General features: G+C 65.0%; 12 protein-coding genes and 1 pseudogene. 5 read left to right on the top strand and 8 right to left on the bottom strand.

The features are described 5' to 3' along the window. Window positions 1–54 precede the first annotated feature (54 nt). The 5 genes and pseudogenes from V1260_RS07970 to V1260_RS07950 form a co-directional block, all read left to right on the top strand. Window positions 55–423: a hypothetical protein gene (locus V1260_RS07970; protein WP_329746283.1), complete on the top strand. Its 369-nt coding sequence runs from the start codon at window positions 55–57 to the stop codon at window positions 421–423. After that, a complete protein-coding gene (locus V1260_RS07965; RefSeq protein ID WP_329746282.1) occupies window positions 420–2,444 on the top strand; it encodes a glycosyltransferase family 2 protein in 2,025 nt (674 codons plus the stop codon). Before V1260_RS07970 ends, V1260_RS07965 begins: the two co-directional genes overlap by 4 nt. After that, window positions 2,441–3,052, top strand: a complete 612-nt coding sequence (locus V1260_RS07960) for a hypothetical protein (protein WP_329746281.1) — start codon at window positions 2,441–2,443, stop codon at window positions 3,050–3,052. The genes V1260_RS07965 and V1260_RS07960 overlap by 4 nt, the downstream gene beginning before the upstream one ends. Next, complete coding sequence (locus V1260_RS07955) at window positions 3,045–4,223, top strand: hypothetical protein (protein WP_329746280.1); 1,179 nt, start codon at window positions 3,045–3,047, stop codon at window positions 4,221–4,223. The genes V1260_RS07960 and V1260_RS07955 overlap by 8 nt, the downstream gene beginning before the upstream one ends. Window positions 4,224–4,514: 291 nt before the next feature. Further along, window positions 4,515–5,819 (top strand): annotated as a pseudogene (locus V1260_RS07950) (ISL3 family transposase); the annotation flags it as partial. 133 nt (window positions 5,820–5,952) lie between these two features. Here the strand turns inward: V1260_RS07950 and V1260_RS07945 are convergent. The 8 genes from V1260_RS07945 to rfbA all read right to left on the bottom strand — a co-directional run bounded on the left by V1260_RS07945 (window position 5,953) and on the right by rfbA (window position 16,191). After that, window positions 5,953–7,689: a glycosyltransferase family 61 protein gene (locus V1260_RS07945; RefSeq protein ID WP_329746279.1), complete on the bottom strand. Its 1,737-nt coding sequence runs from the start codon at window positions 7,687–7,689 to the stop codon at window positions 5,953–5,955. 12 nt (window positions 7,690–7,701) lie between these two features. Further along, window positions 7,702–8,865 (bottom strand): non-hydrolyzing UDP-N-acetylglucosamine 2-epimerase, encoded by a 1,164-nt coding sequence (gene wecB / locus V1260_RS07940; protein WP_329746278.1) that lies wholly within the window; start codon window positions 8,863–8,865, stop codon window positions 7,702–7,704. Continuing rightward, complete coding sequence (locus V1260_RS07935; RefSeq protein WP_329746277.1) at window positions 8,862–9,944, bottom strand: ABC transporter ATP-binding protein; 1,083 nt, start codon at window positions 9,942–9,944, stop codon at window positions 8,862–8,864. The genes wecB and V1260_RS07935 overlap by 4 nt, the downstream gene beginning before the upstream one ends. Next, the gene (locus V1260_RS07930; RefSeq protein ID WP_329746276.1) at window positions 9,925–10,809 is read right to left on the bottom strand and encodes an ABC transporter permease; all 885 of its coding nucleotides are present in this window, start codon (window positions 10,807–10,809) and stop codon (window positions 9,925–9,927) included. Before V1260_RS07930 ends, V1260_RS07935 begins: the two co-directional genes overlap by 20 nt. 1 nt (window position 10,810) lies before the next feature. Next, complete coding sequence (locus V1260_RS07925) at window positions 10,811–12,619, bottom strand: glycosyltransferase (protein WP_329746275.1); 1,809 nt, start codon at window positions 12,617–12,619, stop codon at window positions 10,811–10,813. A 220-nt stretch (window positions 12,620–12,839) separates the two neighbouring features. After that, window positions 12,840–14,255, bottom strand: a complete 1,416-nt coding sequence (locus V1260_RS07920; RefSeq protein WP_329746496.1) for a sugar nucleotide-binding protein — start codon at window positions 14,253–14,255, stop codon at window positions 12,840–12,842. A 2-nt stretch (window positions 14,256–14,257) separates the two neighbouring features. Then, a complete protein-coding gene (rfbB, locus tag V1260_RS07915) occupies window positions 14,258–15,274 on the bottom strand; it encodes a dTDP-glucose 4,6-dehydratase (protein ID WP_329746274.1) in 1,017 nt (338 codons plus the stop codon). After that, window positions 15,271–16,191, bottom strand: a complete 921-nt coding sequence (gene rfbA / locus V1260_RS07910; RefSeq protein ID WP_329746273.1) for a glucose-1-phosphate thymidylyltransferase RfbA — start codon at window positions 16,189–16,191, stop codon at window positions 15,271–15,273. The genes rfbB and rfbA overlap by 4 nt, the downstream gene beginning before the upstream one ends. Between the last annotated feature and the right edge of the window lie 79 nt (window positions 16,192–16,270).

The raw sequence follows: 16,270 nt of genomic DNA, 5'->3' as shown, positions 1-16,270 counted from the left end.
GGCCGAATGAAACCCGGTGACCGGATCACTTTCACCTGGCGACCCGACGAGCCGGTGAACGCCTTCGAGTGCATGCTCGTCACCGCCGGGCGGGAGATTCCGGCTCGCGCCTTCGCCGTTGCTGTCACCGCAGTCGATTCGTCCGGAGAGCGGATAACTCCTGAGAGCGACGCGTGGTTTCATTCCGACCTCCTCGGCACCGACTGCCAGTACGCGCCCGCGTCCGATGCGACGACCGCGTCCCGCCTCAAGGCCTGGACCAGCGCGTCGATCCCTGACTCGTTCCTGATCGAGGCAGTGGCCTGGCCGTCCGGCGGGGATGACATCCCCGTGGTCATCGCCCTCGGGATCTCGGCTGTCCCTGAGGATCCCGGAGCGCCGAGGACCTGGCAGCTCCTCCACCCGCAGGAGAACCACGCATGAGCGAGGAGAACGTCACCATGGCACCCACCGACTTCGTCTCCGTCATCATCGGGTTCAAGGACTGGGGCCTCGAGAGGCTCGAGCTCTCGGTCCGTTCGATCCACGACTCGCTCTCCGGAATCGACCACGAGGTCATCATCTCCGACTACGGCAGCGAAGACGCCGACTCGATCGCGGCGTCCGCGGAACGCGTCGGTGCTCGCCACGAGATCGTCGAGACGAACGGCGAGTGGTCACGTTCGCGGGCGCTCAACGCGGGCGTGCGCGCCTCACGCGGCGAGATCATCCTCGCCACCGACGCGGACATGCTCTTCACTCCGCGCTCCCTGAGCAGGGTGGTCGAACAGATCCAGCAACAGCCCCAGGAGATCGTCATCCTCCAATGCCGGGATCTGCCCATCGGCTACTCCCACGAGGTGGTGAGCCGCGAAGGTTTCGACTGGGAGCGGTTCGCGTCGATCGGTCAGATCCGTCCTCGCTGGGGAATGGGCGGCCTCGTCGCGATCACCCGCGAGAACTGGGAGAGGTTGCGCGGTTGGGACGAGCGGATGCACACGTACGGGGGCGAGGATGTCGATCTCGGCAAGCGCGCCCAGGCATTCGGTTCCCGCATCAACTGGCTCGACGAGCCCGGGATGGGGATGTTCCACATCTGGCATCCCTCGAGCGGAGCGAGCGCCGCCCGCTCGAAGGAAGCAACTGCCGCTATTGCGGAAAACCGACGGATCCATTCCACTGACGCCACGTTCGCTCGGAACCGCGTCCAGCCCCGGTACCTCCCGAAGGGCATGGTGCCGCTGGTGACTGTGCTCGTCGACACCGTCTTCCACGGAGTTACGACCCTCTCCGAGACACTGACCAGCGTCCTCGGGCAGAGCGTCCAGGACATCGAGATCATCGTGCCCGACGACGTCGATGTGCCGGCCGATCCGCGCATCTTGCGCCGCCCGGCGAACGACGTCAGCCCTCGGGGCACCTTCACGACCTCTGTGCGCGCAGGTGAGATTTGGGCCGAGGACCGCCTCGAGAATCTGCTCGCCCTCTGGGCACCCGGGGTCGGACTGATCAGCGATCGCACGGCCCACCTGCTGCGGGACGAGGAGGGAGAGGCACTCGCTCCGCTGAACATCCTTCCCGCCGGGATGCCGTCGCCGCGGACCACCGTGGTGCGCAGCGCGCTCCTCCCCTCCCCCGTCTCGACCTCCTCGGAGAAGTGGAGCGGAGTCATCCGCTCCGTGGCCTCGAGCGGCGCACACTGGGTGCTCCCCGCCAGCAGCCGTCACGTGACCGTGGCGGACCTGATCACCGATGAGGCGATCGCATCCGAGCGAGCGTTCGACGAGCTCACGCTCCGCACGGCATTCGAGAGGTGCGGCCTCACCCCTCCCGAGATGCCTGAGGTGAAGGTCTCGGCGCTCGGCGTGCTGGCCAATGCAATCCTCTTCGGTCGAGCTCTCACCCTCGAGATCGAGGCACCTGGCACCGTCGATGTCACGTCGATCGACGAGCTCGTGGCCGACGATCCTCGATGGAGCCGCCGCAGTGTGCGAACGAGCGAGGGATCGATTCTCGAGCGCGAACTTGTCTGGACCGGCTCGGACGCCACCTATGCAGCAGACGTCACTCGACGTCTGCACGGAACAGGCGCCCTCCTCCGCAGTCGTTACGCGCGGGAGGATGACCTCGCCCCGGAAGACGACAACAATGCTGCGACTTCCCTCGTGCGCACCGTTGAGAAGACGTACGGCATGCCTGGGAAGGACGGGGCATGGCTTGTCGTGTCCGCCGATGGCGAGACCTCGAAGGAGCTCCACAGAGCCCTGTCCTCCGCGCCTTCAGTCACCGTCGTCCTGCGCCGCGTGCTGGAAGTCGATGGCGCCGAGAGCTCGTGGCTGCTCGGCAGGTTCCGAAACGGGAACCCTGCTGAGGCGCTGTCCCTCGCAGCCTCGCTGCCCCATGCCACAAGCGTCTCGGTCATCGAGCTCCCCCTCCGTACCGCAGGAAATGAGGCGACCCGATGAAGTTCACCTATGTGCCGCCGACACCTCAGGGATGGGCGGAGATCCAGACTTCACGCGTCGACTTCGATGCCCACCCACCCGTTGATCGCCTCCGCGTGTGCTGGCCATTGGGCGAGGCCAATGTCGATCGCACGGCGGTCGCAGCCTCCCTCGTGTTCGCGCCCTGGACAGCAGGTCGATGCGATTTCCTCCAGCCCTTCTCTGCGCTCACCGGCCAGCGGATCACGGAGTGGTTCCAGGAGGCCCCGGTGTGGGTCAGCCCGACACCGATCCGCGCAGGCGGACTCTCCTTGCCTCGTGGTCGCCGGCGGTTCCGGCTCAGCGGTGACGGTGGCGATGAGCTGCGGCTGACATTGGTGGACTCACTGCTCGGGAGCAGTGAGTCCGACGAGGAGGTCCGAGTCGCCTCCAACCTCAGCGTATTGATGGCTAATGCTCCGACCACGGCAGCCTCGTTCGCAATGCGTCTCGGGGTGGCCGTCCTCGTTGCCGACTCGCTCTCGGTCAACGAGTTCATCGATCCTGAGTTCGCCGCCGAAGCGCCGCAGTCATTCACCCACGCTCAGCGTCTTCTGGAGAGCGTCGCACTGGGACTCCGCGATGCCTGATCAGACGACTCGTCGGCTTGTCGTCGCTTTCAATTTCCCGCCGTTCACCGACGGCAGCGCCGTCACGGTCGCCAAGCGCATCATCGAGGCGGACGTACCTGTCGATGTCTTCTCGGCGGACCTCAGCTCGGTGCGCGCTCGAGATGAGTCCCTGTGGGACCTGGTGTCACCGTGGATCCGCGATCATCAGACGGTCAAAGTCCCCATCCTCTTCGCCGACGAGCGCAGCCTGGTCCCCTTCGTCACGGCCGGCGAGACTGCAATTCGGAAACGGGGCACCTCGTACGACGAGGTGTACTCAAGATCGATGTGGCCGCACTCCCACTTCCTCGCCGCTCGACTGCGTACAGCCGGACATGCCGACCGCTGGATCGCAGAGTTCTCCGACCCGATCCTGTGGCACGTCGACGGGACACCGCGACCATCGGGAACAACCTCGCTGAAGGGATCGAACCTTCGACTACTGCGCGCTGTCGATCACCGCAGCCAGACATTTCTGCGCAACAACGCAACCGTCCTCGCGTGGGCGCAGTTCATCCCCTTCCTCCTGGCCGACCAGCTTGTCTTCACGAACGAGCAGCAACTGACGGTCATGCTCAGCGACGCGCCGGAATGGATGCGCGCTGGCGTCGAGAAGAAAGCTGTCATCGCTCCGCATCCAACGCTCGGTTCAGAGCACTACCGAGACGAGAGCGAGCCGACCGCCACCCCGAGCAGCAGCCGATACTCCATCGGATACTTCGGCACCTTCTACCCCAACCGGGGCGGCGGCGAGTTCCTCGAGGCCATCAGTCTCCTGCCAGCCGAGATGCGCGAACGGCTTGAGCTCCACGTCTTCACCGCCGATGCAGGCACACTGCTCGACGTCGCCGCGCGACTCAATATCAGCGACTGCGTCCATCGCCGACCTCCCCTGCCATTCCGAGACTTCCTGCGGGTATCCGGGCGCTACGACGCACTCCTCGTCAACGACATCGCCACATCACCGTTCGGAGTGCCATCGCCTTTCCTGCCCTCCAAGTACTCCGATTATGCAGGGAGCTCGGCGGCGACCATGGCGATCACGCTTCCCAGCAGTCCACTCGACAACAAACCCGCCCGTTGGCGCGCCCATGTCGGGGACGTCGACGGAATCGCCAGGATGCTGGCAAGCGCGATCACGGTTGGCTGACTCGCCACCACACTTCTCGTAGTTATTTCTGCCTTACTTGGCGAAGCGATCCGGAAGCTCCTGAGTCCTACAGCAGCACCCCCACGGGGACACATGTATCCCAGCTAATACTTACTAGAAATTTCAATTCCAAACTCATTGCAGCGCCGGGGCATGGAGGCTAATCCGACCTCGATTTACCGGCTCTTCGCAGATGAGGGTGTAGGAGCTGTCAGCGCGGCGGTGTCTGGGTAGACGTCGAGGTCTCCCGATGATGGAAGTTCCTACGCTCGCCATCTGGAAGACCTCGACGTGCTCAACGCTACCTTCACCGCGCCCGATCTCGATACCTTCTGCCAGCTCGACCGCCTGGGCCTGACCGTGACGGGGCAGCGGATCGAGCCGCATCGATCGGTGCTGGAGTGTCGCCTACTCGAACCGGACAACTGGTGCCACGGTTGCGGCCAGCAGGGCGTCTCCCGGGGCACCGTGGTCCGGCGTCTCGCCCACGTTCCGCTGGACTGGACAGCCACGGTGCTGCAGGTCAGAGTGCGCCGATACCGTCGCCCGGACTGCTGCAGCGTGTGGCGGCAGGACACCACTGCCGCGGCCGAGCCCCGGGCCGTGCTCTCCCGGCACGACGCTCTCTGGGCACTCAAGGGCGTGGTAATCGATCGCTTGTCCGTCGCCCGGATCGCCACCGGGCTCTCAGTCGCCTGGAACACCGCCAACGACGCGATCCTGGCCACCCGCCAGGACCTGCTGATCTACGATCCCACCCGCCTTGACGGGGTCCGCGTGATCGGCATGGACGAGCACGTGTGGTCCCACACCCGCCGAGGAAGCAAGTACGTCACCGTCATCATCGACCTGACTCCGATCCGCGACGGAAGCGGCTCCTCCAGGCTCCTGGACATGGTCCCGGGACGCTCGAAGAGAGTGTTCAAGACCTGGCTCGAGGGCCAGACCGCCCAATTCCGGGACGGGGTCGAGGTCGTCGCGATGGACGGGTTCTCCGGCTTCAAGACCGCGACCGCCGAGGAGCTATCCGAGGCGACCGCGGTGATCGACCCCTTCCACGTCGTCGCCCTGGCCGGCGAGAAGATCGATCAGTACCGCCAGCGCTTCCAACAGACCACCCTCGGCCATCGGGGCCGATCTGGGGATCTGCTCTACGGGATCCGGCGCGTGCTGCACACCGGCGCTGACCTGCTCACCAACAAGCAGATCACACGCCTGAAGGCCGTGTTCGCCAGCGACGAGCACGTCGAGGTCGAAGCGACCTGGGGCATCTACCAGCGCATCGTCACTGCCTACCGACACCCCGACCCGGCGACCGGGAAGGGCTCTCTGCAAGCAGTGATCGACGATCTCTCCGAAGGAGTGCCCACGTAGCTCACCGAGCTGATCACCCTCGGCCGAACCTTGAAACGGCGGGCCCTGGACGTGCTGGCCTACTTCGACCACCCCGGCACCAGCAACGGTCCCACCGAAGCGATCAACGGCCGGTTCGAACACCTCCGCGGCACCGCCCTCGGCTTCCGCAACCTCGCCTACTACGTCATCCGATCGCTACTGGACACCGGGGGATTCTGGACCGAACTACACCGTCATCTGCGAAGAGCCGATTTACCTCGAAGATACAGAACGCGGGCACGTCAAGCTACTCACAAGATCTCCATCAATGCCGAGCGAGGAGAATGCGCGGAACCGACCAAAACCTCCGCTAGCCGAAAGTCCCTGAACAACACTATAAAAGTGCATCGAGGGCTGTCACCACCGAGGCTCTGTTGACACTGAAATTGCTCGACATGTCAGGCGTCCCCTCTTCGGCGAGCCCTTGGACGCCGACATAGACCCCACCCTTGTGGCATGCAATGTCATAGAAGAAGTCGTGCGGCATCGCCTCCGTAGCTAGTGCCAGAACGCGAACCCCTTGGGGGCAAAACGCCAAGCTGGAGAAAGCTGCCCCGAGATTCCCGGCGACAACCTTTGCGTCTGCAAAGGTAGCAATTTGCTCTTCGAGGCTCATGCTCTCCGTTGCCACCCGCCGAAAACCGCATTTCTCAAATATCGACCAAATCTCATCCTCATTTCGAAGATGGCGACGTCCGTAGGAATTTCGCGAAAGGTACAGTCTTTCGATGCCCGATCCCTCAACCCCGCGATTCATTCGGGCAAGAAACTCTGTCGCCTCAGGGGCCTTGTGGGCTGGATGCCGGCTTACCAATCCTGGAACGTGCAATTCTTCGAAAACGGCATCCTTGCGAAAATCGTGCAGTAGGACATCATCATCCTGGTATCCAAGGATCCGAAGACTGTCCCGTATCACACGCCCGATCGGACCATTATGGGCATCCACCACGAGTAGCGGTCTCTCCTCGGTGTGCCGTGCATCCAGGAGGCTCAGCCGAGCGAGAGAGTCATACAACCAGTGGCCATAGTTTGCATCCCATGCAGACTTTAGCAACACGTGACGACGCCCTTCGACCTTCCCATAATGGACCGTCGGAGCATCGTAGCGCTTACTGAGCCAGCGTTGCCCACCAGCGACCTGGAAAAACCTCGGCGTCTCTTGCAAGTTCTGCACGCAGTTGAGCGACTCGCTCGCAATATCTCCATATTCATCGGTCACGATACCCCCGAAGGTAACTCGTCCATTGCGGACCGTTGCGGAGTGGGCGGCCGGAAACTCAACCACCCCCTCGCCCACAAGGCCGTCAAGGAGCCTTGAAATCCGCTCGGGGGCATCGAGCAGATTCGCTCGAAGTCTGGCGTACGGAGTGAAGTTAGCGATGGTTACATTGCTAGCGTCCCTAAACTCACTTACATGCTTTCGGGAATACGCCTTCCCCGAATTCAGTTTCTTGCGCAGGACCGCAGTTTTCTGCTGGAATTCAATAGATCCGACCGAATCAAGGATCGCCCTCGAGAAGCGATCCGTAGTGCCATACTCGAAAGTTGCTCCCGTGACAAATCCGGCCAGCTTCAATAACTCGTCGAATGTGCTGACTCCGCGATCCCCGTACTTCGGTCGAAGCGAACCGAAGCTCGTATGCAAATCTTCAACAATATACACTCCGTCGCCCTCTAGGGCGGGGAACAGCGCATTGATTGCAACTGTCTGGTCTGACAGGCGGTGCGTTCCGTCATCAATGATGATCGACGGCCGGGCGTCACCCAACGCTGCACTCAGGTCTGCCATTGTCCAAGACTCGATCTTCACAGGCACAACTCGATCGATGCCAAGCAACTCATGCGACGGTTCTCTGTCGACAATAAGAATGGTCGCACTGGAGAAATATCGGGACCAAGTTCGGGCGGAGCTTGGATCCCTTCCTCCAATCTCCATCAAAGTAATTGGCTTATCCCTCCAGCGCTCGAAAAGGCTTTCATACGAGGATAAGTAGTCGTGGATCGCACTGGACTTATCCGTGCCCTCCTCTACACCTATCGAATCGAGTGAGAGGTGGAGTTCGTCCGACATGTTCCTAGTCCTTCAGTGGGAGAAGTCGCACGGACGGCTCTGACCCGTAAACTTCCATCGGATTGCGGCGACAGTCCTATCAGCAGCCTTCCCGTCCCCATATGGATTAACCGCATTCGCCATCCCCGAGTAAGCCTCGTCGGAGTCCAGCAACAGGGAGACCTCGTCGATCAGGCGCTGCTTGTGTGTGCCGATGAGCTTCACCGTGCCGGCCACGACCGCCTCCGGGCGCTCGGTGTTCTCCCGCATCACCAGCACCGGCTTGCCAAGGCTGGGCGCTTCCTCCTGGACGCCGCCGGAGTCGGTGAGCACCACGTCCGCAAGGCTCAGCACCTGGGTGAACTGTGCGTAGGCGAGCGGCTCGATCAGGTAGACGTTGTCGAGTCCCTGCACAGCCGGCTTGATCGCCTTCCGCACCTTCGGATTCTTGTGGATCGGGAACACCACCGTGAGATCCGGGTACTTGCGCGCCAGCTCGGCCACAGCCTGCCCGATGTCCTCCATCGCAGTGCCGAGGTTCTCACGGCGGTGCGCGGTCACCAGGAGGACTCGGCCTGCCGTGCCCGTCTCCTTGGCTGCGCGGAGGGCTTCCAGGCGCTCATCGTCGAAGTCCACCCGGAGGTGCTCGGTGGCGTACATCAGAGTGTCGATCACGCTGTTGCCCGTGATGACGATGTCGTTCTCGCGCACATCCTCCCGCGTCAGGTTGGCCTTGCTCGTCGAGGTCGGCGCGAGATGGAGGGTGGCGATCTGGCTCGTGAGCTTCCTGTTCGCCTCCTCGGGGAAGGGCGAGTTGATGTCCCCGGAACGGAGTCCTGCCTCGAGATGGATCACCGGGATCTGGCGGTTGAAGGAAGCCACCGCAGCGCCCATCACCGTCGACGTGTCCCCCTGCACGATGACGGCATCTGGCTTCTCCTGCTCGAGGATCTCGTCCACCCCGGAGATCACCTTCGCGACGATGGTGTTCAAGGACTGACCGGCGCTCATGATGTTCATGTCATGGTCCGGGACGATCTCGAACATCGTGTTCACCTGGTCGAGCATCTCGCGATGCTGGCCCGTGACCACGGTGATGCTCTCGAGCTCTCCATCCGCCTCGATCGCCTTGATGATCGGGGCGACCTTGATCGCCTCGGGCCTCGTGCCATAGATGGTCATGATGCGAAGGGTCATGAGTGCCGTCCTCGTTGGTGGGTGGAAGAAGATTTTTTGCGGTCATCGGAACGTCGGTCGCTGGGGAACACAGTTCCAGGGAAACGTTGGGCGTGCATCTGGCGATCGAAGATCGCGGTGAAGGGATCCGGCTCGATCTCAGGGACGTTGTCCGAAACGGTGGGAGTGTTGTCTTCGGGAAGTGAGAGGTTCGATGCGGATCGCTGGGCATCTCCCTGAGCGATCGCGTCCCGCAGGATCGCCATGGCTTCGTCCTGACGGTCTCGAGCCATCCGGTAGGTGAAAGAGCGGTACATCGAGGAGACTTCTTTTGTGTCTCCATCCATCACGACGCGCCCGCGCTCCATCCAGATCACCCGCGAGCACACGTTTTCAATCGCGCGCGGCGCGTGATTGACCATGAAAACTGTCCCGGCGTTCTCCAGCAGCTCGTCCATTTTCGACTTGGATCGCCTGGAGAATGTCGCGTCTCCCGTGGACAGTGCTTCGTCGACCATGAGGATCTTGGGCTGCGCCATCACCGAGATCGCGAACTTCAGGCGGGACGACATACCGGAGGAGTAGGTGCGCATCGGGAGATCCACCGCGTCGCCGAGCGCGGATAGCTCGGCAGCCTGCGGCATGAGCTCTTCTGCCTGCTCGGGCGTCATGCCGAGCGCGAGGAAGCCAAGCTTGATGTTCTCTGCCCCGGTGAGGTCGCTCATCAGTGCGGCACTTACACCCAGCAGCTGGGGGCGTGCGCTGGTGTAAATCGACCCGGCTGTCGGGGGCTCGACCCCCGCGAGCATCCGCAGTAGCGTCGACTTGCCGGAGCCGTTACGGCCGATGATTCCCACGAATTCACCTTCGCGCACCATCAGATCCACGCCGCGCACCGCAGAAACAGAGACCATCGACCGCCGTGGGGCGAGCTTGCCGAGCAGCCCACTCCGCGGGGCCCGATCTGTGCGGGGAACCTTATAGCGCATCCGCACGTGGTGCGCGACGACGGTTAGTGGTGACTCCACTGGTGCGACCCACAGCGATTCCTGGGCGTCGTCATCGTCGAGGGGAGCGTGATCAGCCGAGCTCTCGTCCATAGCTCTCCTCCGCTCGCCAGAAGTACACAAAACCGACCACCAGGATCCCTATTGCCCACAGGATCGCGATCGTCCATGCTCGTAGATCAGGCACCTGGCCGTCCAGCAGGACAGTCCGCATCATGTCGATGATCTGGTACAGGGGATTCATCTCGAGAACCGCGATGGCAGCCGGGTTGTCCACGAAACGTGTAATCGGGAACATCACGCCGGACCCGTACATCAAGAAGCGGCTGACCACTCCGAGCACGTTGGCCATGTCAGGTACGTGGAACCCGATTCGGGCAGTGATGAACAGAAGGCCCAGATTCAGGACAGTCTGGATCACAAAGATCGGGATGAGGAGGATCCATGTGAGCTGAGGGAAGGCGTGTGGTGGGATCGCGATGATCGCGAAGCACATGACCCCCATCGTGAACACGGCAGTCATCGTCGCCTGAAGCACTGCAGCAATCGGAATGGACGCTCTCGGGAAGGTGAACGCCTTGATCATCGCCTTGTTGCTTCGCAGCACGCTCGCACCGCCCGCGATGGAGGTCGACGTCGAACGGAACAGGAGGATCCCGATAAGCAGGAACGCTGGGAAGTTGTCCATGCCGCGACCAGCGTCGAGCACGAGCCCAAAGATGATGAAGTAGAAGCTGGCGTCAACGAGTGGCCGCAGGATGAGCCAGATGTTCCCCAGGCGCATGCGGGAGTTCTGCGTGGATGCCCGGTGGTGGGCGTCGTACCAGATGAAGTGCCTGCGCTGCCACAGCTGGAGTAGGTATTCCCCCAGGGGCGGTCGCACGCCGATCCGCGAGAGTCCGCTGGGATCGAGACCCTTGGCCTCGAGCGCACGCTTCACGTCGGAGGTGCTCTTCACCTCACTCGCCACTGATCGTCTCCTCGGCATCCTGGTGCGCGACCGACCGGTACGCGCGCATGTATCGTCTCATCAATGCCGTCCAGGTCCTCTCGGCGGCCAGCGTCCTGCCGGCGTCGGCAAGGGAATCGCGCCTCGCAGGGTCTGCGAGGAGCTTGATGAGCGACGCAGCCAACGCGACAGGATCGTCTGCTTCGACCGCGACACCGATGAGTTCCCCCTCTCCGTCTGCGATCGTCTCCCGCAGGGCGTTGAGGTCGCTGACGACCACTGGACGACCGAGCGCCAGCGCCTCTGCGGGCTTCTGCGGGGTGACGGTGCGGGTGACCTCAAGATCCTTGCGAGGCACCACGACCACATCCAGCGACTGCACCCACGTACGGGCCTCTGCGAGGGAGACGCGCCCCGGCATGTGCAGACGAGCCTCGAGACCGAGGTCAGCAGCGAGCGCAGCCAATCCAGGGGCAGCGACGCCGTCGCCCACGAGAACGACGTGGAGCTTCTCCCGCAGATCCTCCGGGACTCGGTCATCAGTGACGATCGACGCGACCGCACGCAGCAGGACGTCGAACCCCTCGTAGTCCACGAGTGCGCTGACGGCGCCCACGGCGAGCGCACCATCGGGAATGCTCGATGTCAGCGCGGCACGGGCCTCGGCAGGAGTGAGTTGCTCGTCCAGGAGGGTCTCGTCCACTCCGTTCGGGACCAGCGTGATCTGCCGCGCGGGCACGCCCAGTTCCACGAGAACGTCCGCCATGGTCCTGCTGAGCGTCACCACGGCGCCGGCCTCCCGGGCCAGCGACGCTTCTGCCGAGACGATCCGCTGCACCTTCTCGGACCGGGCCGCCACCTCGCGCGTCTCCGTGCTCCGGTGGGAGGCGATCCAGGTCTGCTCCATGAGGCCGCGCACCTCGAGGATCCACGGGATGCCTGTCGCGACGCTCACCGCCTGGGCGACCAGGGCATTGCGGTAGTCGGTCGTGGCGTGGAGGACGTGCGGGCGGAAGGCTGCGACGAGCCGGAGCGCCTCGGCGACCTCCTGGTCCAGTCGCTCCTCCGGGGTGGCTCCGAGGGTCGCAGGAAGGGTTCTGTGGTAACGGATCCCGTCGACCACGTCCTCGTCCTCGCAGAACGGCTTCCCGACCATCACGGGGTAGCCGGTGCGGGTCAGCGCGAGGGACTCGATTCCCTGTGCCGCGAGGGAGGTGAGGATGTTATGACTGCGCAGTGCGTAACCGGACTGGGTATGCGGCAGGGAGTTCGTGAGGAGGTGGAGGATCCGAAACGGACCGTCCTCGGTCGGCGGCGAGAGCTCCTCCGAGTCGACGGCCGGCACGTGGAGCCGTCGGCCGTCCGCGAGGAGGTCGAGCTCGCTGCGCAGTCGGAGTGCCTGAGCGGTCGTGCCGCGGCCTGCGGCATCGAGGGCCCTCACCGCACCGGTGAGATCGCCCTGGGCCCACAGCCCTCGAGCGCGAGTGGTCGCCCCAGCATCCGGAGGGAGGAGATCGACGCGGTCCAGGAGCACGGCGACCTCTCCGGCAATGCGGGATCTCGTCGCCCGGGTGTCGGCTACGTGCGAGAGTGCCGCAGCTTCCTGCCCGGCCATGTAGGCGCCCAGCGCGGCGAAGCCCGCTCCGCGAGGCAACCGCTCGGCGACGGACTGCATACCGTGTCCCAGCCGGCGTCGCGCCGCCATCGGGAGCCGTCGACTCACTTGAATAGCGAGCAGGGCCGGATCATCCAGCAGATGCTGCACCGCTGACTGCACGAGGAGTCGTGCGTTGCGCGCGAGCAGGCGTGGATGCGGCACGTTTCCCCTCGAAGATCGAATGGCCCCTTGGACCCTTTCGATCTTAGCCGGGTGCCGCCTGCGGAGCCGTGTCCGAGCCCTCTGTTCCCGCTGGCTGTTCACTTACCCACCACCGGGCGGCGTCCTTTCACCTGGTGGTTTCCCGGCGGCCACCCAGCGTAAAGCGCGGAATCCCGGGTGGCCGGAGCCAGGACGCCACGCTCATCCCCCCGCCGACCTCTCACCTTCCGAGGAACTCCCGCAGCGCCTCCGCCTGGTCCCGCACCGCGAAGCCGGTCGCCTCGATCTTCGCCAGGTCCAGCACGGAGCGGCGGGGGCGGGGGGCGATGCTACCGTCGCCCTCGGAGCGGTGCTGCGCGGCATAGTAGTCGGCGGTCGGCACCGGGGTCACGCGCCCCGGGTCGTGGCCGGTGAGGGTGAAGACCTGCTGCGCGATCCCGGCCCAGCTCGTCGGCTCGCCGGCGGCGGACAGGTTGTAGGTTCCCGGAGCGGGGCGCACCGTGAGCAAGTGCTCGATACCGGCGGCGAGGTCCTCGGTGAAGGTCAGGCGCCCGATCTGATCGTCGACCACGTTCGGGTCGATGCCGCGCTCGGCGAGGCTCGCCATGGTGGCCACGAAGTTCCTCCCCTCCCCCACCACCCAGCTCGTGCGCACGATGTAGTGGTCCGGGAGGGTCTGGACGACGCGGTCGCCGGCGGCCTTTGTCTGACCGTAGACGCCGAGCGGGCTGAGCGGCTCGTCCTCCGCATGCACCTCGAGCGTCCCGTCGAACACGTAGTCGCTCGAGACGTGCACGAGCGTCGCCCGCTGCTCGAGCGCCGCCGCGACAAGGCGAGCCACGCCGTCGGCGTTCGTCACCCACGCGTCCCGTCGGCCGTCGGGCGTCTCCGCGAGATCGACCGCCGTGTATGCGGCGGCGTTGACGATCACGCCGTACGGCGAGAAGTCGAAGCCGGCCACGGACTCGGCATCCGCCACGTCGAGGCGGTCCCGGCCCACGAGGTCCACGTCGGACCGCTCTGCCCAGCGCCTGGCGAGCGCCCTGCCCAGCTGCCCGGTCGCGCCGACCACGAGGGTGCGCCGGGGCGGGACCGGGGTGACGTCCTGCAGGCGCGGGTGGGCGAGGTCCTTGGCGGAGAGCTCGGCCTGCTCGAGCGGGATCGGCCAGGGAATCGCGACCGTCTCGTCGGCGAGGTTCAGGAAGGTGTACTGGGCCTGCGCCGCCGCGGACCAGTGGTCGGTGACCAGGTACGTGTACGCGGCCGGGGCCTCGAGGGTCTGGAAGGCGTTCGCGACGCCGCGGGGCACGAAGATCGCCGTCTCCGGGGTGATCTCATGCCAGTAGGCCGTGCCGAAGGTCTCACCCTCGCGCAGGTCCACCCAGGCGCCGAAGACCTTTCCGGTGGCGACGGAGATGTACTTGTCCCACGGCTCGGCATGGAGTCCGCGCGTGACGCCTACGGCCTGGTTGAAGGAGATGTTGTTCTGCACCGGCTGGAGGTCCGGGAGGCCGGCGGCGAGCATTGTCGAGCGCTGCCAGTTCTCCTTGAACCAGCCGCGGGTGTCCCCGTGCACGGGCAGGTCGAGGACGAGCAGCCCCGGGATCGGGGTCTCGTGGACGGCGAGCTCCGCCACGGTCACTGCCCCGCCTTCGCGTACTTCGCCTCGGTCTCGGCCTTCTGGCCGCGCCACCAGTCCTCGTTCTCGCGGTACCAGTCGATGGTCGCGGCGAGCCCGGCCTCGAAGTCCCGGTAGGCCGGGGTCCAGCCGAGCTCGTCGCGCAGCTTCGTGGAGTCGATCGCGTAGCGCAGGTCGTGGCCGGGACGGTCGGTGACGTGGTCGTAGTCGTCGGCCTCCCGGCCCATCTGCTGCAGGATCAGCTCCACGACCTCCTTGTTCGACTTCTCGCCGTCGGCGCCGATCAGGTACGTCTCCCCGAGGCGGCCCGTCTCGAGGATGGTGAGGACAGCGCTGGAGTGATCGTCGGCGTGGATCCAGTCGCGCACGTTCTCCCCGGCCCCGTAGAGGCGGGGGCGGATGCCGTCGATCAGGTTGGTGATCTGGCGGGGGATGAACTTCTCGACGTGCTGGCGGGGGCCGTAGTTGTTGGAGCAGTTCGAGATCGTCGCCCGCACCCCGAAGGAGCGCACCCAGGCGCGGACCAGCAGGTCGCTGCCGGCCTTCGTCGAGGAGTACGGGCTCGAGGGGTTGTACGGGGTGTGCTCGGTGAAACGCTCGGGGTCGTCCAGCTCCAGATCCCCGTAGACCTCGTCGGTCGAGATGTGGTGCAGCCGCGTGCCGTGCGTCCGCGCCGCCTCGAGCAGGGTGAACGTGCCGACGAGGTTCGTCTGCAGGAAGGGGCTCGGGTCGTTCAGAGAGTTGTCGTTGTGGGACTCCGCGGCGTAGTGCACGATCGCGTCGCCGTCGCCGGTGAGCGGGGCAACCAGCTCATCGACGAGGGCGGCGTCGGCCACGTCGCCCTCGACCAGGCGCACCCGATCCTCGGGGAGCCCGGCGAGGGATGCGCGCGATCCGGCGTAGGTGAGCTTGTCGAGCACGGTGACGCGGGCGTCGGTGTGCGCGAGGACGTGGTGGACGAAGTTGCTCCCGATGAAGCCGGCGCCGCCGGTGACGAGCAGGTGGGGGGACGTCATGAGGGCATCTCCTGGTCCGGGGACGGCTGGGCGTGCACAGGGCGCTGGGCGAGCTCGCGCTCGAGCATGTCGAGCAGGTACCGCCCGTAGCCGGACTTCACGAGCGGCTCGGCCCGCTCGCGCAGCTCGTCGTCGCTGAGGAAGCCCATGCGCCAGGCGACCTCCTCCGGGGCGCCGATCGAGAGGCCCTGCCGCTTCTGCACGGTGCGGATGAACTCGCCGGCCGCCGCGAGATCGTCGAAGGTGCCGGTGTCGAGCCAGGCGGTGCCGCGGGTGAGGACCTCGACCTGCAGGGAGCCGTCCTCGAGGTAGGTGCGGTTCAGGTCCGTGATCTCGAGCTCGCCCCGGGCGGAGGGCGCCAGGGCCTTCGCCCGCTCGACCACTGTGGAGTCGTAGAAGTAGAGGCCCGGGACGGCCAGGTTCGAGCGCGGTTGGGCCGGCTTCTCCTCGAGGGAGAGGGCGCGGCCGTCGGCCCCCATCTCGACCACGCCGTATGCCCGCGGATCACTCACCCAGTAGCCGAAGACGGCGGCACCTTCGAGCTCCGAGTACCGACGCAACTGAGACCCCATACCCTGACCATAGAAAAGGTTGTCGCCTAGCACCAGCGCGGCCCTTTCACCACCCAGGAACGCCTCACCCAGTACGAACGCCTGCGCGAGACCGTCCGGCGAGGGCTGGACCACGTACTGCAGGCGCACCCCGAAGCGTTCCCCGTCGCCGAGGACCCGCTGGAACGCGGCCTGGTCCTGCGGGGTGGTGATGACCAGGATGTCCTGGATCCCGGCGAGCATCAGGGTGCTCAGCGGGTAGTAGATCATCGGCTTGTCGTAGACCGGCATCAGCTGCTTCGAGACGCCGATCGTCAGGGGGTGCAGACGCGAGCCGGTGCCGCCCGCGAGGATGATTCCGCGCATGCACCCAGTATGACAGCCCGCAACTCTCAGGCACCGTCATCCTGCAACCTAAGACCAGCCACGCTCTCCACGGCACGCG

It is taken from the genome of Brachybacterium sp. J144 (assembly GCF_036321705.1).
Taxonomy (GTDB): domain Bacteria; phylum Actinomycetota; class Actinomycetes; order Actinomycetales; family Dermabacteraceae; genus Brachybacterium.
Note: the sequence above shows the minus strand (reverse complement) of the source record. Positions and strands in the feature narration are given on the sequence as shown.